The 17,466-nt window shown below is 56.8% G+C and carries 14 protein-coding genes; 4 read left to right on the top strand and 10 right to left on the bottom strand.

Annotated features, from left to right (window positions below):
• Positions 1–181: 181 nt before the first annotated feature.
• Positions 182–481, bottom strand: a complete 300-nt coding sequence (locus BKP54_RS32865; protein WP_084815573.1) for a hypothetical protein — start codon at positions 479–481, stop codon at positions 182–184.
• Positions 482–889: 408 nt separating this feature from the next.
• On the opposite strand from BKP54_RS32865, the gene BKP54_RS32860 reads away from it, so the two are divergent.
• From BKP54_RS32860 to BKP54_RS32850, 3 genes are all read left to right on the top strand, one after another.
• Entirely contained in the window at positions 890–3,547 is a 2,658-nt protein-coding gene (locus BKP54_RS32860; RefSeq protein ID WP_348626783.1) for a TrlF family AAA-like ATPase, read from the top strand.
• 2 nt (positions 3,548–3,549) lie between these two features.
• Entirely contained in the window at positions 3,550–3,975 is a 426-nt protein-coding gene (locus BKP54_RS32855; RefSeq protein ID WP_084815572.1) for a GNAT family N-acetyltransferase, read from the top strand.
• Positions 3,976–4,407: 432 nt separating this feature from the next.
• Positions 4,408–5,724: a hypothetical protein gene (locus BKP54_RS32850; protein ID WP_084815571.1), complete on the top strand. Its 1,317-nt coding sequence runs from the start codon at positions 4,408–4,410 to the stop codon at positions 5,722–5,724.
• A 205-nt stretch (positions 5,725–5,929) separates the two neighbouring features.
• Here the strand turns inward: BKP54_RS32850 and BKP54_RS32845 are convergent, their stop codons facing one another.
• The 9 genes from BKP54_RS32845 to BKP54_RS32810 form a co-directional block, all read right to left on the bottom strand.
• Entirely contained in the window at positions 5,930–7,147 is a 1,218-nt protein-coding gene (locus BKP54_RS32845; protein ID WP_084815570.1) for a type II restriction endonuclease, read from the bottom strand.
• Between the two features lies 1 nt (position 7,148).
• Positions 7,149–7,601: a very short patch repair endonuclease gene (locus BKP54_RS32840; protein WP_084815569.1), complete on the bottom strand. Its 453-nt coding sequence runs from the start codon at positions 7,599–7,601 to the stop codon at positions 7,149–7,151.
• Positions 7,594–8,850 carry a DNA (cytosine-5-)-methyltransferase gene (gene dcm / locus BKP54_RS32835; protein ID WP_084815568.1) on the bottom strand — a complete coding sequence of 419 codons (1,257 nt, stop codon included), beginning with the start codon at positions 8,848–8,850 and terminating at the stop codon, positions 7,594–7,596. Before dcm ends, BKP54_RS32840 begins: the two co-directional genes overlap by 8 nt.
• Positions 8,851–9,005: 155 nt before the next feature.
• Positions 9,006–9,878 (bottom strand): hypothetical protein, encoded by an 873-nt coding sequence (locus BKP54_RS35570; protein ID WP_198956904.1) that lies wholly within the window; start codon positions 9,876–9,878, stop codon positions 9,006–9,008.
• Positions 9,875–10,783 carry a hypothetical protein gene (locus tag BKP54_RS32825; RefSeq protein WP_084815567.1) on the bottom strand — a complete coding sequence of 303 codons (909 nt, stop codon included), beginning with the start codon at positions 10,781–10,783 and terminating at the stop codon, positions 9,875–9,877. The genes BKP54_RS35570 and BKP54_RS32825 overlap by 4 nt, the downstream gene beginning before the upstream one ends.
• Complete coding sequence (locus BKP54_RS32820) at positions 10,780–12,618, bottom strand: hypothetical protein (protein ID WP_084815566.1); 1,839 nt, start codon at positions 12,616–12,618, stop codon at positions 10,780–10,782. The genes BKP54_RS32825 and BKP54_RS32820 overlap by 4 nt, the downstream gene beginning before the upstream one ends.
• Entirely contained in the window at positions 12,615–13,622 is a 1,008-nt protein-coding gene (locus BKP54_RS32815; RefSeq protein WP_084815565.1) for a PD-(D/E)XK motif protein, read from the bottom strand. The genes BKP54_RS32820 and BKP54_RS32815 overlap by 4 nt, the downstream gene beginning before the upstream one ends.
• Positions 13,622–13,987, bottom strand: coding sequence for a hypothetical protein (locus BKP54_RS36225; protein WP_198956903.1), 366 nt, complete (start codon positions 13,985–13,987; stop codon positions 13,622–13,624). Before BKP54_RS36225 ends, BKP54_RS32815 begins: the two co-directional genes overlap by 1 nt.
• A gap of 34 nt (positions 13,988–14,021) precedes the next feature.
• Positions 14,022–16,256 carry a Z1 domain-containing protein gene (locus BKP54_RS32810; RefSeq protein WP_198956902.1) on the bottom strand — a complete coding sequence of 745 codons (2,235 nt, stop codon included), beginning with the start codon at positions 16,254–16,256 and terminating at the stop codon, positions 14,022–14,024.
• Positions 16,257–16,644: 388 nt separating this feature from the next.
• Between BKP54_RS32810 and BKP54_RS32805 the strand changes: the two genes are divergently transcribed.
• Positions 16,645–17,442 carry a hypothetical protein gene (locus tag BKP54_RS32805; protein WP_084815564.1) on the top strand — a complete coding sequence of 266 codons (798 nt, stop codon included), beginning with the start codon at positions 16,645–16,647 and terminating at the stop codon, positions 17,440–17,442.
• The last annotated feature ends 24 nt before the right edge of the window (positions 17,443–17,466 follow it).

Here is a 17,466-nt window from a genome sequence, read left to right as displayed (position 1 = left end):
GCTCGATTACCTCACCCCGGAGGAATACGAACAGTCCTTATCGTCGTCGCACGCAAGTGCCGTACCTGAACTCACAAGCCGGCAATTGTCCTGCAATTTCTCTGTCTCACTGTAGGGGTGCATTCCAACGGTGTCCGGAGATTACCGGAAACCCTGTCCGGACTTTTCCGAAACCCGCAGCCTAGATCTCCTCAAGTTCGGAAGGCTTGAAGGTTTCGACGTGAAAAGCCGGATTTTTGGCTGTTTCCTCCAACACGGCGATCGCCACAGTCTTCCCATCGGTGCGGATATTAATGAGGCAGTACGTCAGGTTCTCCACCATCCGCGCATCCGCCAACCGCACGAACGGACCGTTCTCGCCGGTGGCAAGCCAGCAGTTGTCGACCGCGGTATGCACGGGGACGCCGGTATTCCCGGCGGTGGAGCGCGAAAGTTCGGTCGAATAGAGCAGTGGAGCAAACAGCTCTTCCTCGCTGCGCACGGCAAAACTTAGTGTGGCCATTTTCAGCGTGCCGTCTGGCTGTGGCGGAAAGCCGTTTTTTTCCGGTGCGACAAGCGGCTTGCGGCGCCTGCCCCTTGATCCGGACGGTCGGCGATATCATGGGGCGAAAACGGGCAGAAGCGACCCGGTACGGGCTTCATGATCGGGTGCGTGGGCGCCCGGTGGACAAGCGATCATCACCGGGATCGACGGAGACGGCCGAAAGTCGGTTCCGTGCCATCGGCATAGAGCGCGAGCCGCTCGCATTGGAGCGGATGGCCTTTAGCAGGATCATGGATGTCCAGACAGCCGTTGGGCGGCGGCTCAACTCTCCGTAAACCGATTTGTCTCGATCAGACACAGATGATTCATATCGCGCAACTCCTGAGGGTATGGTACTTAGGCGCTATGCCGCATGGCCAACTGGAGGCTACTAATTTCGAGACATTTTTTCCCAACGGATCCACTTGGGTACGGACAGATTTTCATCTGCATACCAGGGCTGACAAGGAATTCACCTTTGGAGGCCAGGACAACGATTTCGTCAGCGCCTACATCGCTGGCCTGAAGGCTGCGAATATCCGCTTAGGCGTGGTCACGAACCATAACAAGTTCGACCTGCACGAATTCAAAGCTCTACGACGGGCCGCAAGACACGAAGGCATTAGCTTGCTCCCTGGCGTGGAGCTGTCCGTCAATGACGGCGGCAACGGTGTCCATACCCTGATTGTATTTTCCGATGAGTGGCTTGAGGGCGGTAACGATTACATCAACGCGTTTCTCGGGAACACTTTCAGCGGCCGCACGCCCTCTCAGTATGAAAACGAGAACGCCCGATCCAATGATGACATTGTCTCAACCCTGACAGCTCTCGAACGCTTCAACCGAGACTTCTTCGTCATATTTGCCCACGTCGAGGGATCGAGCGGCTTATGGAACGAATTGAAGGGCGGGCGCATGGAGGAGTTGGCCACCAATCCTCTGGTAGAAAAATATTGCCTCGGGTTCCAGAAAGTTCGTACGCACGATGTGCCGGACAGGGCTTGTCGCCTAAAAGTCAAACAATGGTGGCCGCAATACCCCGCGGAAGTAGAAGGTAGCGACCCGAAGAACATTGAGCAGATTGGCAAGGGCAAACATTGTTTAGTCAAGCTTGGGGACCTGACGTTTGAGGCCGTCAAGTTTGCGCTGCGCGACTTCAGATACCGTGTCGCGGCGGAAATACCGAAATCGAGCCACGGCTTTGTTGCCGCCATGCGCTTTGAGGGCGGTCTACTGGATGGCGTTCGCATGCCGCTCTCGCCGAACCTGAACTGTCTGATAGGAATCCAGGGTAGTGGCAAGTCATCAGCTTTAGAGTGTCTTCGATGGGCGCTCGACATTCCATTCGGCGAGCGCCCACAAGACCGAAAATACAAAGAAGATCTGGTCCCCTTTGTGCTGAAAAGCGGGGGCCGAGTTGTCGTGGAGGCTGTCGATCCTCTCGGATCCCCTTACGAAATTCGCAGAATCTTGGGGCATGAACCGGAGATATATTTGAATGGCGTCCTCCGTAAAGGGATCGCTGTCCGGCAAAGCGTAATCCGAAACCCGCTATATTTCGGCCAAAAGGATCTGTCGGCTGCGGGCCAGGATTTTGGGAAAGACCTGGTCGAGAAGTTGGTAGGCGAGTCGTTGCGACCTGTTCGAGAGGCGATCGCCGAGAAGGCGGGCGAGCTTACCTCTGCGGTTGGGCTTCTTCAGGCGATCGAAACCGACAACGAGAAACTCGCCGAGCTTCGCCGAGAACTTTCCGCGCTCGAGTACCAGATCGAGCAGTTCGACAAGCATGGCGTGAAGGACAAGCTGGAAAAGCAGCTTGCCTATAATCAGGACGCAGCATTCGTCACCTCAGTTGATGAAAAAGCGGAAAGCTGGAGCGATGCCGTCGGCAATCTCGCGGAGGAGGGTGCTGAGCTACTGGAAACGATTGCAGTACCCGGCTCTAAATACAATGCTGATTTCTTCTCCAACTACGCGCTTGTGCTCGCAGAGCTGAAAGCATCCGTCGCCTCGATCAAATCGGTCCAATCAACGATCGACAACATTCGTGATAGATTGAGCGAGAGGCGCGCGACTCTCAACGGCACGATCAATGGCCTGAAGGATGAGTTCGCTTCCGTTGAGCGCGAACTGCTGGAAGCCCTTGCCGGCAAAGGCATAACAGCCCTGCAGCCGGACGACTACCTGAAGAGCACCGACCGCAAACTTGTGATCGACGGGAAAATCGCCGAACTCGAAACCGCAACCTCCAAGGCTGAGGAGCGTAGCGGCTCGGTCGCCACCACGAGCAGTGCGCTTAATGAAAAATGGCTCGAGGAGTATCGGGTAACCGCGACAGCCCTCGACAAAATCAACGCCGCCCAGTCTGAACTCAAGATCACTCCGACCTTTAAGGGTGACAAGAAAACCTTCACGAGTCGACTTGAAACGGCGATGAAGGGTAGCAGCGTGCGAAGCGACAGCATCCAGGCGATCTGCGAAAAATACGTGGACTTTGCGGCGATTTATGCTGATCTCGATGGGGCATGTGCGCTCGCCAAAGGGCGCGCGGAGGCATTCCGTGAATACTTTCTGAAAGCGTTGCCGGCACTCCTGACTTTCCAGGTGCCCAACACTTATGAGATCAACTATCACGGGCGCCCGCTTCGCTCCCACTCTCTCGGCCAGCGCGCATCCGCGATGATGCTGTTCCTGTTGAGCCAGCAGGAACATGACCTCGTCATCATCGATCAGCCGGAGGACGATCTCGATAGCCAAACAGTTTACGAAGAGGTCGTGAAGCGCATCCGCGACATCAAATCTGGCAGGCAGTTCATCTTCGCGACACACAACGCGAACTTTCCAGTCCTTGGAGACTCGGAACTGGTATCGGCATTTAGCTCAAGTGAAGACAAGATCGCCGTTTTGTCTGCGAGCATCGACGTCGCCGATTGCCAGATGCGCATCATCAGGATCATGGAAGGTGGTCCAGAGGCGTTCGCCCGTCGCAAAACGATCTACGAGCATTGGAAGACGGGACTATAAATATGGAGCAAGGCCACGCTTCTCAGATCGCCGATTTGCTTAACAAGCAAAATCAACTGGCAATAGAGTACGACGCCGAACGTGTTCTGGGAAAAGCAGGTGAATATCTGTTCGACCTCTCGGAAGATGGTCGCATAGCGTGCTGTTGCCAGCTCAAACGCGTGCAGTGGTATCAGGCTGAGATTTCTCATGTGACCACGCATGCGGCTTTTGTTCGCCAGGGGCTTGGCCGCCGTCTGATCGCCCTCGCTGAGCAAAGGGCGCGGGAAGATGGGGCACGTCTGATACAATGCACGATCAGGGCTGGGAACGGCCCGAGTGAAGACATGTTCAAAAAAGCCGGATTCCAACCTGGCCCAACCTTTGGAAACCCGCAGACCGGCAATGCTGTCACGGTCTGGAGCAAAGCGCTCATCGTACCCGAGTAGCCTGCCAGCTGTTGCGACGAACGAAGCGGGACCGACTGTCCCCGGTCCTTCTTGTGCTCCGTTTCCCGGCCCGGGCGGGGACGTTCGAGAGTACATGCCTCATACCGGCGGATGCCGCAAGCCTCGCTCTTGAACGGACACGAACTCACCGTCCTGCCGACCCTATGCGATCGATCCCCTGAAAATCCACAGTCTTCACGTCGATCCCGCTGCACGGAACCATTTGTCCTCAACGAAGCAGACAACTGCGTGCGCCGCTCATCGTAGGATGTCCTTCAGTTTGCGACCAGCTAAAGTCGAGCGGCTCTTCACCTCGCCAAAATGCACACGACGGGGGCTGCGACGCGTGAATTGTTTTGCAGGCCGTACTTTATCTTTCGGCAATCCCACGCGGACCGCGGATTTCCAGCCATGGCAAAAAGGAGCCAGCCCATGCAACTGACGCGTCACGAGCTTTACAACCGTGTGTGTGGCGCTCCTTTGAGCAAACTTGCTCCCGAGTTCGGCGTCACAGGTACAGCTTTGGCGGGGATTTGCAGGCAGCATGAAATACCTTATCCCGGATCAGGATACTGGACGCGCAAATCACTCGGAATCGCAGTAGAGCTACCCACCCTGCCCGACGGCACTGATGAAATCATCGAAATAATCCCGGTCACACCGAAACCCCGGAAAAAGAGGGAGCATGCAACGGATGCAAGTACAAAGCCAAAGTCTGTTGCAAAGACCCGCCGCCTCGAACATCACCCGTTGCTTATTGGTGCAGAAGAGCATCTGAGAAAGTCGCGCGCCGCAAAAGATGGTGAGTTTCTCCGCCCCTACAAGCGAATCCTGCCCGACGTAATTTCATCGGAAGCAGCACTTTCTCGCGCGCTATTGATCGCAAATCACCTTTACCTCGCACTCGACCGCCTTGGCCATCGCGTGCACATCGCGCCAGCTGGAGAGGACCATCACCGCATACATATCAAGGAGCAGGAGGTTGAGCGCAAGGACAGGAAATACGGCCGTTACCATTCAGGTAGTATCTGGGGACCTGACCGGCCGACGATTGTCTACATCGACACCGTTCCGATTGGCCTCGCTGTCACCGAAATGACCGAACGGGTAACGATGCGATACCTGAACGGCGAATACTATCGAGAAGACAGCAAGATCGTTCGGTCGATGAAAGCCTGGCAACTGACCCACTCATGGACAACCGAACAGGACATGCCCTCCGGGCGCTTCCGCATAGTAGCCTACTCTCCAAAGAGAGGCGTCGACTGGGCCCTGAGTTGGCAGGATACCGGATCTGAATCGCTGCCCGGAGTTATTCCGGAAATAGCCGAGACATTGGGTGCATCAAGGGACAAACTGCAAGCACTGATGATAGCTGAGGATGAAGCCGAGGCGAAGCGGAGAAAGGAGCGGCAGGAGGAGTGGGAGCGCTACGAGCGACGCGAAGATGAGCGCAAGATTGCCCAGGCGATCAAGGAGAGCCAGCAGCAGCTCGCAGAAATCATCGAGAGCTGGGGCAAGGCGATGGTCGTGGAACGTTTTTTCATTGATGTCGAGGATCGATTGGCTGAAGCGGCTGAAGAGCAAAGACAGTTTCTGGGTGCGCGGGTCAAACTAGCTCGCCAGATGATCGGTAGCATAGATCCTCTGGAGTTCCTGAAAAACTGGCTCGCACCCGGCGACAGGTACCGATCGAAATACGACGAATTGCCTCGACCGCCAGCAGGCGGTCGCTCAGATGAACAATGAAGAATACCGGAGAAATCAGCATAGCGCCGCGGCAGGCGGGATTTCAGGAGTTCTCGCCACGGGCCATGCGGGAACAGGTCAGCCGCAGGAGCTTCAGCATAGCGGTCGCAAGAGAAGCGGGACCGACTGACCCCGCACAGCACGTTCCGTATGCCGGGCTGTGTGAGTGTGCGACCGCAACAGTTGCTGATTTCTACTGAGTGGATCAGGTCTCCTGACGAGATCGCACTACAGAGACAAAGTCGGCAACATCCATCAGCCATGCCTGCTGTGTCAGCCGGTAGGTATTGTGCAACCGCTTCGGCACGACGAGCTGCAGCTTCTTGGCCTGCATCTCGTCAGTCTGGTTTTCTGATATCCCGGGCTCAAGGGTAAGAAGATGTTTTTCCGGGATCCGGAGAGCCTCCGACAGAACCTGGCGCCAGCGATCTTTCAGCGTCGACTTGGCACCGAGCATCGTCAGCCTCGCGTCCGGATAAAGCGGATCACGATACTCTTTCTGCCCCGGGAACAGAAAATCGGGCTTGTTCCGGTTCTCTGTCTCCGCGCCCCGAACGTATCGAATCTGCTGCGCGGCAAAAACCGCCTCAAGATGATTTTCGAGGGCCTGCCCCGCCCGCGCCTTTCGTCGGTTCTGTACGCTCAACGAAAACGCAAGAAATCCTTCAACGTCAGCGTCGCCAGCCGCACCAAAGCCACTGCCAATACGTGCGGCGACGATACGCCGTTCCAGCCTTTTGAAAAGCTGTTCCTCGCGATCCATCCAAGAGATCAGGGCGAGGTCTGGATCATCGGCAGCAGAAACCTCCGGCATTGATGTCCGCGCCAGCTCCGAAAACACGCGTGTTTTCGGGAAGTCGAGACCGAACCGTTCAATGAGGCTATCAAGCCGATCGGCTTCAGGCTCTTCCGGCTCGATCCCCAGCTCATCAAGAATATAGCGCGCTGCAAAATCGAGTTCGGCGTTATGTGCGCCATCGACCTCCTGGAATGTGAAGGCGAATTCCGGCTGCTCCTCCAGCGCAAACAACCAGAGGAGCTGGTTCTGGATCGTAGCAGACGGCGTTACAACAACGAGGATCGAGCCATCTTGCTGCAAAGCCAGAAACAGCATGTCGCCAGGCTGCATCAGCTCGGTGACGGCGTTTGAGGAATAGTAGAGGTGATACTCCGGTGCGCGCGGCTTTCCTTTGCGCACGTTAGACCAGCTCATAAAGCCTTCTTCCGCCAGGGCCTCCTGCTCGCCGGATATCCAGATGAAGCGTGTCGCGATACCTCTGCGGTCATCGTCACCCAGAAGTCGGCGAAGAGGTCTCGTGCCCTGAAACTCGTGCTGGTTCGATTTGTGCGTAATAGTTTCCACCAGCGTCAAACGCTTCGCGACGACACCGGTAAAGAGATCTGACAAAAGCCCGCGGCGCATTCTATCCTCCCCTGACTTCCAGTCGCGGGCGGTCGGACTTTAGCCACTCGGCACACGACTCGATGACGTCGTCGAGCGGCAGTCGCGATTTACCTTTGAGGGCGCACTCCCATACGATCGCCTGGCGCCATCCAGCTTCCGAAAGTGCTGTGTCGGTCCGTTCATCGACGGCCCGATTTCGCGCTATTTTCGCCTGCCAGAACTCCGGGCGAGTTGAAGGCCATTTGAACAGGTGGCAATCGTGGCCATGCCAGAAGCAGCCATGCGCGAAGATGACCGCCTTGTAGCGCGGCAGCACGATATCCGGCTTTCCGGGAAGCGAGCGATCATGCAGCCGAAAGCGAAACCCCAGTGCGTGGAGCCCTTTGCGCAGAAGAAGTTCCGGCTTCGTGTTGGCACCACGGATACCCGACATCATCCGGCTGCGAACTTCAGCCGTGACAATGTCAGCCATGAGCGCGCACGGGCTCCCGATCGGGGCGGGTCACAGTCACGGGTGCCGCCATCGAGCGGCCCGCGCCTCTCAGCAACGCGGACTCGATGAACGGCTTCATTGCATCGGCGAGAAACTCGACAACCGGAACCACAACGGCATTACCAAACTGCCGGTAGGCCTGCGTGTCCGACACCGGTATTTTCCAGCGTCGATCACCCCGGTCAAAGCCCATCAGACGGGCGCATTCCAGGGGCGTCAGTCGACGTGGCCGTTTACCTGGCTGCGCAACGAGGATTTCCGATCCATCCTTATAATAGCGGGCAGAGAGTGTCCGCGTCACATCATCAGGGCCAAACAGGCTGTATCCGAAACCGTTACCTTTTGAATTGTGCTTTTCCTTGTAGGCCTGCAGATATTCCCACAGACGTGGGGTCAGGGTGTATTTCGGATCGACCTCGTCATGTGGATCAAGGATGCTTCCAAGCTTCGGTCCATTTGCCGGAAGTTTGAGCGACTTCAGATCGAAGTCGGTCGGCTCACGGAAACCGACAATGAAAATACGTTCGCGCCGCTGCGGTACCCAGTGCTCGGAGCTGATCACCCGTGTCTGAACGTGATAGCCAAGCTCGTTCGTGAGTACATTGATAATCGTGGCGAACGTCCTGCCCTTGTCATGACTTTCAAGGTTCTTGACGTTTTCGAGCACAAAAGCTGCAGGTCGATGATGCGCAATGATCTGGGCAGTGTCGAAGAAGAGCGTGCCCTGCGTATCGCAGAGAAAACCGTGGGGTCGACCGAGGGCGTTCTTTTTCGAAACGCCGGCGATCGAAAATGGCTGGCACGGAAAGCCGGCAAGCAGGATGTCATGCTCCGGGATCAGGTCGGGGTTTTCGGAATATTCCCGCACATCACCAGCCAAACGATGATTGTCGCGAAAATTCAGGCCATAGGTCTTCTGGGCATTCTGGTCCCACTCCGACGTGAACACACAATGTCCGCCGATGCCCTGAAAGCCGATCCGCAGGCCGCCAATACCGGCAAAAAGGTCAATGAACCGGAACGAGATCGGCCCCTTGCCTGCACATTTACGATCGGCAAGGTCTTTCAGGACCCTGAGCGCGAGATCGGTCGGGCGCCCCTCGCCACTGACATAGCGGGCCGCGGTACGATCGGAAACTGAAATCAGGGATGCAGCCTCACCTGAGGTGAGACCAGCGCGCTGACACAAATGATTGAACTCGTTCTCGTCCGGTTGCGCGTGCTGCACGAATCACCTGCCATTCTCTGGGTCATTTTTTGCCACACTGGCAAAAAAACTCCCGGTCGGCAAGCTATGTTCTGCAAATGTTCTGCGCTTACCACAGAAGACTCGACGCTTCACGCCGTATCAGCAAGACGCAAACTTCGAGGAAGGACTGAAGGTCATCCCGACGTTCTGGTCCTCCAGAGTGACCACGCTTTCTTGCGAAGCGGCGCAGAAACCCCGTTTGCAACTCCGGACTCTCCCACATCCGGGTTGGCAGAGCTATCCACCGAGAGCGAAACAGCTATCGTCTGCTCCGAGGCGGCGTTGAAAAACTGATCCACTATATCTGTCAGGTCGTCTTCATCCAGAAGCGTCAGGGCCTGAACCTCGTTTCGCACGCGCAGTCGCAACGTTGCCTGACGCATGACAGCCTCCATGCGAGGCCGCCCTATGCGGCTTGCTGCCCGAACCCATCCCTCTGCGAGAGCAAGTGACAGAACCGGGTCCGCTCCAATGCTCGGACGTTCGGTTATCTGGACGAGCGCATCTTCTGTCAGCCGGTCAACAAGACCCCATCGATCGGAATGGGATGGTCCCCGATCCAAGGCTCGGGCACGCAGCCAGGCCCTTTGAAAGCAGTTTCGCACACCGCCCAGATAGCGTTCTCTCGACGTGCCAAAGCGCCAGTGCACTATGTCGGGAGCCATGGCGACGGCGATAAAACACCAGACATCGTCACGAAGTGCTTCACCTGAACTGAACTCGGTCAGCCCTGCGATCCAGCGCGTCAGGGCACTATCGTACTCTCCGAAGCGGTTCTTCCTGTCCTCGGCACCAAATCCGAAATCAACGGCCAGAGCCACAAGCTCTTTTCGCAGTTCTCTCAAACGTGTGGCATGTATGACAGATCCGCCGGTTGCGGCGAAGCGTGCTCCGTTCGGGAGCGTCTCGGCCGAAAAGCCTGGCCAACGAAATCCGTCATCTGCAAGCATCTCGTCGAGCATTTGCTGGGCTGCTGCACCGGAAAGGCGAGGCATCAACGTGATCATATATCTTGTACCTGCTGACTTGCGAGCGCTTGCATCGATGCCCGGAACAGGCCGGGTCGCTGTTCCAGCAGCGATTTCGCGTAACGGACGTCGCGACCGGGAAACGCCAGTTTCAGCCAGAACTCTACCTGCGCGCCGATAGATCCTTCCGCACAGTTTTCGAGAATGAGGGATGCGTCTGGTTCACGAAGCAGACTTTCACACACCTGGCTCATGACATCAGCCATCAGGATGCGCAGGACTTCAGTATCCTCGGCCTCGATCCGTGTAATCAGGTTCTGGTGGCCGCTGCTGAGATAGAGACGGATGGCGCCATGGAAATCACGTGACCAGTCACGCGGAGACCATTCCAGATACCAGGGCGCAAAGGCAGCAACGCCGGTCAGCAACGAGGAAAGGTCAGCGACCTCGATAGGCAGCCGGGGTTCCTCGCCCTCAAGCCTGATCCGCGCGGTGTCCCGCCAGACCCGGTCACCTTTCCGCGATGGTGAAAGGTCGCTTCCGCTACTGCAATCATCGGCAAGTGTAATATCAATATGCAAATCAAGAACCGACGACAGTTGGCTTCCATCGATGGTCACTTCCAGAACGGTGACGGGATGGTCGGCATCGAGAACCCGGTGCTCCCTGCCGATAATTGAACGTGACAGACGTCCCTGACCGCTGCCTATGCGTAAAATGACAGCCAGCCTCAGATCATCAGCATCTATTTCGAGATCGCGCGCTGCTGTCGCAAAGTCGATACCGAATGATCGACTTAAACGAAGCGGGATCGAGGCGTCCCAGTCCGAAAGCCACTCGCCACTGTCGAGGAACTCACCGTGGCCAACGGCAATCTTCCAGACTTGCGTCAGTACCGCGGGATCCTGAAGGGTGAGGAAAGGAAAGGCAATGCGCCGGCTCATCCGACCTCCAATGTTATGAGTTCAGCGTCCACAGTCACTGCACAATCACGAGGAACCTCCGCAACGATCTCGAAGCGGCCTTCGGCTTTTCCGAGATCAAGCCTTGAGGATCCGGACGAAAGCTCGCCCCCGGAAGACTGCATTCTTACAATTTCCGGACGATCGAGTGACGGGTCCCGCTTCGCTGCAACACCATCCATCGCAATTGAGGCATTGGCGACAAGGACATAGCCGGACGTGCCGTTACCCTGGACAACATCGGTCAGGAATACCGCCAGCGTTCGGCCATCCTCCCTGACAAGCCGATCGAAAACGGGACGAGACACTCGCGCCGAACGGCCGGAACTACCGCCAGCGCCTCCCCCGTCTCCAGCAGGCCGCACCGGCCCGGCTCCGTCTCCACCGGTACCGGCCAATGCACCGCCCAGTCGACCGGCGACACGAGCAAGCGGCGGTGCCTCGAACCTGCCAGAGATCCTGGAGGGGCCTGCTTCACCCATTTCACGTGCGGCTGTTTCAAGAGCGCGCAGTGCAACGTTTACGAACGTTCTGGCGTGTCCCCTCTCCATGTTCCCGGAGACCCAGTCGTCATGCGCGGGAGGTTCAGACCGGGCGAAAGCACTTTCGACTTCGTCCTCACGGTCAACAAGGAACACCCCTGCCCATTCAAATCGCTCATCAGGGAGTGGTGTACCCTCGAGATAACGAACCACCAGTTCTACTGGCCGCATGAGAGCGATATGATGCGCGGAAGCCGGAAAAAGGCTGTCCCCGGCCACAACTGGCCGTCTCTTTCCCCGCAGGCCTTTTTCCAGAGCAAGGTTGCCAAGGTGTTTGACGGGGCGCTGGCAGGAAACAGGGCGGACATCGTTACCTTTGCCGGCACGGGCCGCACGCATTGCCTTGCAATAGAGATCGAGAGGGGGAAACTCCTCGGGTTCAGGGATCTTCAGCTCGTCTTCCCCGACCATTACCCGGCAGGTAAACCGTCTTTTTTTCGGAGTAGTTCTCATCATCCGGGGCCAGAAACTCCACAGAAGGCCCTCAACGATCCTTTGACCGGTGACTGCAAGCTCCTCGCCATCCGTCTGGAGGTCGAGGATCATGATGGATGTGCCGGACTGGTTCTCCTCGCGCTCTGGAAAGCCGATCGCCGCGGCCAGCTGGGTAGCCTGTTTTCCACGCGCCGGATCAGCAATTCCATCATTGCGATCGGCAACACCCCACCAGTGCCGGCCGGTAAACTGCTTTAGCATTCTTCTTTCTTCAGTCTCGAAGCGAGCACCGATGTGACAACCGATGAAACGCCGTTCACCTTCCTCGGTCAGGGTATCAACAAGAATAGTCCGGCACTTGCTCGCGCCATAGAGAGCCGCCTTGCCGAAGCCATAGGTCCCGCCGCCATATTCGGTGTCGCGTGGCGTGCCGATATTGCGAAGGAAATTGATGAAATCGGTCCTGTTCGTTCCGATCGGGATCTTGTCGGCCCGGGTGGGACCACCAAGTCCTGTCGTTCCGAAATCGCATATCTCGAGTACGACCGGATTCTTTGTCTCGAGGAAACTCGACAGACTCTGGTGGGACCTTGCTTCGTCGGGAAGTTCCGCCAGCAGCTTTTCTCTGCAGCACCGCATTTCAGCCGCGTTGAGACGCCTCAGGCGCAGCAGTATCTCCGGTCCTGCGCCAAGCTTGGCAGCATCGGCGATGTTCTGCACGGACTCACGAATAACAGTCTGTAGCTGGCTGAGTGCCGGCGTTCCGAGAAGACGAAGGAAATTCTCTCCGATGTTACCGGTGACGCCGTAACTTTCACTGTGGAGGCTGAGGCGGGTCATGGCAGGAACAGATCCTCGACCTCACGCGCGCGGGATGTGTCCAGTCTGAAGGGACCGGCGAAAGCGAGGTCAGTTGTGTAGGTTACATCAGAAATGCCCGATGGCGTGATCCCTCCGGGAAAAGAGAATGAGACCAGCCGGGGAAAGCCATCTGCGACGGCATACAGGGTTTCCCGTTCGAGCCGGAACGAAGCTGTATTCCAGAGCGGATCGTCGATGTCGTGGCACCCGACCGCTGCCAGAAGCATTCTGACCTCAGCCGGCTGGCTGGCAGCGTCCAGCACCGCATGACCAAGGCTGGAGATCGAAAGCATTGCTGCTTCAGCAACCTCCAGTTCAAAATGCTGCAGGAAGAGCAGTCCTTCTGCCGGCTCCGAAAGCTGTTCGAGACCGTTGATGGTGATCCTGGTGCGTCCTTTACCCAGACACACCTTCACTTCGAGTGAATTATTGGCCCGCATGAAGTCGTGTCTGGCCATCGCCGGACCACGCCAGCTTTTCCAGGCTTCCGGAGACCGGTCGAGCAGGCGCTTGAGGACAAGCAACTCTCCGACGAGCCCGGCAATCTGTTCTCTGGATACATCGCTCCCGGCCGGGCGGACAAGGAGCGCCCGGAATTCTGCTATCGTTGCTCGGGCAGCATCCAGACAACGCGTACCGCTCTCGATACTCGCGAGGATGTGTCCGGCAACCTCGGCAAATACGCTATCGAGATCCCGCTGAAGGCAGGTCAGATCAAGGAACCGCTGTGACTTGCCTGCTGTTCCAAGCACAGAAACACGAACGTCGAGTGCGGGAGCGCCCTGAACAACATTTCCCTTCTCGGCGGTTCCGAGTGGAAGCAAAATACGAGCCTCTCCGTTCTGCCCAAGTGCAAAGCGAACAACGCCATTACCAGTCGTAACAGATGAGGCTTTTGTCGGAATTCCGAGTCCGGCGGGCTCGTTACCACCTGCCCGGAGCACAGTCCACGCCGCCCGGGCAGTTTTTTCCCCGATGTCCATTATGACCGTTCCCCGACAACAATTCTTCCCTCTTCGGCGTCGATCACGGCAATCTCGGCAGCTTCCTCGGCCTCCATTCTTTCAAGGTCTTCTGTTGAAAGTGACGGGAGGTCGACAGATACAAACTGCCCGCCTTCAGTCACGCTGCCCGGAAACACAATCCCAAGGCCCAGGACGTCTTCGACGGCATTGAGCGAAACACGCGTACCCTTGTTTCCCGTTGGAGGTGATTCATGGTCGATCGGATAGAGCAGTAGCAGCGGGACCTGTCCCAACTCGCGCTGACGCATCTGCTTGAGCTCTTCCCAGCCTTCACCGGCGGGGGCCGCTCCTTCGCAATCGAACCACAGGTCAGCCTTCGACATCAGCGCTTTGATATCAGCGGAAGACCCTGCATCATCAAGGCGCGCGCGATTGACGAGACCGGCTCCGATGACGGGACCGAGATTTTTTTTTCGCGGCTTTACCTTTGCCGGATGTCACGACAGCAACATTCCACAGTGCCAGTCGCGGATCAGCCTGTTTCAGAAATGGCAAAAGAACGTGTGCCTGGAGTTCACCGTGGTCGGGGTGAAACGCATACTTCTGGACGAAATCCAGCACCAAGTCCTTTGGAACCTTTCTCCAGAGTTCCGGCTGTCCCTGCACTTGCAGACCTTGCGCTGTTGCAGCCTTGAGGAGTCCCCCGCCCGCGGCCCAGTTGCTGTTGAGCACGTCGCGATTACGGTGTTCGAACCGGAAGGTTTGCCGATGCGTTCCCCAATAGCTTATTGCTGCAGTCTTGGCCGAACGCATCTTGGTGGCACTGGTGATAGCCATCCCCGGGATCGCACGAATGCGGACCGCGATATCCATCGGGGTCTTGTTTTCGAGATGGTAGCGCCCGATGTCTTCCCGTATCTCACGCTCGACCCTCGCAAGCGCCCTGAAAGCAAGCTTGAGATCCGGCGGCATCCAGATGCGGGGCAGGTCCTCGTAGCCAGCGCGATAACCGAACCAGCGGCCCATCTGCAGGAGGGTGTCATACTGCTTGGCACTTCGGAGAAAGTAGCTGACCATGAGACCATCGAGGGTGAGACCACGTGCAAGGATTGATCCGCCAACGACGATGTAGGTCCGCGCCGGAAGATCGTAGTTGATCCTGCTGTCGCTCGGGCCATTCTCAACAGGAAATTCAAGTGCTTCCAGCACATCGGGCAAATGCACAAAAATCTGTTCGAGAGTAACGGGCGCGGCTGACGTGATATCAGAAGGCAAACGGCCTTGTTCACTCGTCCACACCGAAGAAAGCTGCTTGCCGGCCTCACTTTCCGGGTCCGTCAGCGTCGAACGCACCGAGCTGACCCATTCTTCTATAGCCGCAGCAACCTTTTCATGCGCCAGAATGTACGCGGATGAATGAACGAGCATCGTCATATGCTCTCCGCCATCGCCGCGCGCGCGTCGCGCTGCACAGCAGGCAAGATAGTAAAGTATGGCATTGACCAGCGTCGGCGCTACCTCAGGCTGGAATGTGTCACGCCCGGCGACACTGGCCGGCTGCATTGCCGTCGCGTCAGCATCGGGAATGTCCCGGATCATGTCGAGTGGCTCATCTTCAGGGCGCACATTTTCGGGATCATCGGGGATACGCCCGAACAGCTTTTCCGTACCGAAGTAGTTTGGTGATGAAGGCAATGCCGTGATGAAGTCACGAGGATAGAGATCGTCCAGGTTACTCCCGCCCCGCACATCCCTACGGAACGGATCGATCAGAACATTGGCAAACGGGGTCGCGGTGTATCCGATATAGGAGACAGCCGGGATCATCGCGAGCAACTCGCGGATGTGGGCATTGATCGCAGTTACATCGAACTCGCCACGCGCGCTGTTTACACTGGCCTGATCACACTCGTCATCGATAACTAGCACGCGCAGGCGTTTCAGCGCCATCGGGTGAGTCCCCCTGACCGCGATCTTGAGCTGCTTCAATGGTGACGGGTTTTTCTTGACAACCGCAATCTGGGCCTTGTCGGTATGCGCCAGGAAGCCACCCTGGGGTGGGGCCCTGAAATCCAGGTGCTCGACATTCGGCGTCAAGGGGTGCCAGTCCAGTGGATATCGGGAGACCAGATCCTTATACATCCGCATCTGTGTCTGGTAGCGAAGTTTATTCGTCAGGCCCGCTAGTACGATGACCGTGTCGTAGCCGGCATCCAGCGCCTTTGCGATGACCGCAGTCATATTTGCGGTCTTGCCTGACTGAACATGACCTACAACGAGGCCCCGGCACTGGAAATCTTCCTTGCGGGGATTTTCAAGAAGCGACACGACCTCGCTGGATGCTTCGTCGATTGTCTCGACATCGTTCTCATCAAGACCTTTCGCGATGAGATATGCACGAAGAGCCGGCCAGTGTCTGTCGCTTGGTTTTGCCCCGAAGTACCAGCGGTCACGCTTTCGCATCACCGAGTGACGATGAAGAATCTCGACATCTTCCATCTGGCGCGCAACGCTGGTGCGAGCCTCGGCTATTTCCTCTGCCATGCGTTCGGCAAAATCGGGCATGAACGCCGACATATTTGCGACGACGGCTGCCAGGGCATGGTCGAGATCGGGGTTGCGAGGAAGCTGGACCAGAATTTCGTCTACCAATCTCTCAACCTGTGGACCCGGCATAATCTTCCCTCTCGTTGCATTCCCTTACACCGGGAGACAGAGGCTCTTCGAGCTCGCCTGATTCTCCTCCCTGCGGCCTCGCAACGTATGGGTGAATCGTTGAAATAGTCAAAACAGATATGAGTAAATAACCGCCTCTGATCACGGCTTGAACACCTGATCATCTGCCGGGTCTGTCTGCGATATTTCAGCGCGGTCGCCGAGTTCGAAATCCGGATTGTTTCTGTCGCCTGCACTATTGTGGGCTGGAACCGCAGATAGAAATATTCAAGACTGGAGAAAGGCCCCGACTATCCGGTCAAAGCCCTCGAACAGGTGCGATACTTGAGCGGAGCTCGCAATTGATGAAAACAGGAAGCAGTATATGGCACCGCCCAAAACCATTCGATCCGAGAAAATTGGCAAGGTAACGTTCGACCTGGTCGAACGGGATGGCCGATTTTTCGGATTGGCAGACCGAAAGAGAGTTTCCGAGGAAGCCGATGCTGACACCGCATGGCGGATTTTATTGCAGACTGTCGGCGAGGCCATGGGCCGGTATGCCGGAATGGATGGTGCGAAGAAACTTTTCCTGCATTACTATCCTGGCGGCTTTCATGGTGATGCATTCAGTGAGCGACCCTACAAGATAAAGGCCAAGTTGAACTTGGAAAAGACCAGCTCGCTTGAGAAAGCATTGACGGGAGATGCAGACCCGGAGCAAGTCCTGTCAGCCTTCCGGGCGACAAACATGTTGTTTTCGATAGAGCAGGCGAGAGTCCAGGACGTCCTTCGGAGCAGAGAGGCAAAGAATTTCATTCAAGCGGCGGCGATCTTTGCAGAAGGCGACAGGAAGCGATCGCTGGGAGAGCTTGACCGGATCTTGTCCCCGTTTCAGGCAAACAAATGGACGATTGTCACTTATCTGCCCTTTCTCTGGAGACCGTCAGAACACATCTTCCTCAAGCCGGAAGCAACCAGGGATTTCGCTGAGCGAATCGGGCACCGCTTCGCAAGCCTTTACCGCCCTGAACTGGACATCCGCGTCTACGAAAGTCTTCTGGACCTTACGGCGGCAACAAAGCTCGATCTCGCAGAGCTCGAACCACGAGACAACATTGATGTTCAAAGCTTCATCTGGGTAATAAGCGGATCGTACGACGGGGAGCAGCCCAGGACCTAGTGTCGCGCGGTAGCGGGAACAGCT

It is taken from the genome of Ensifer sp. 1H6, from assembly GCF_001976035.1.
Taxonomy (GTDB): Bacteria; Pseudomonadota; Alphaproteobacteria; order Rhizobiales; family Rhizobiaceae; genus Ensifer; species Ensifer canadensis.
The sequence above is the reverse complement of the archived record's forward strand: the minus strand, read 5'-3'. Positions and strand labels throughout refer to the sequence as shown.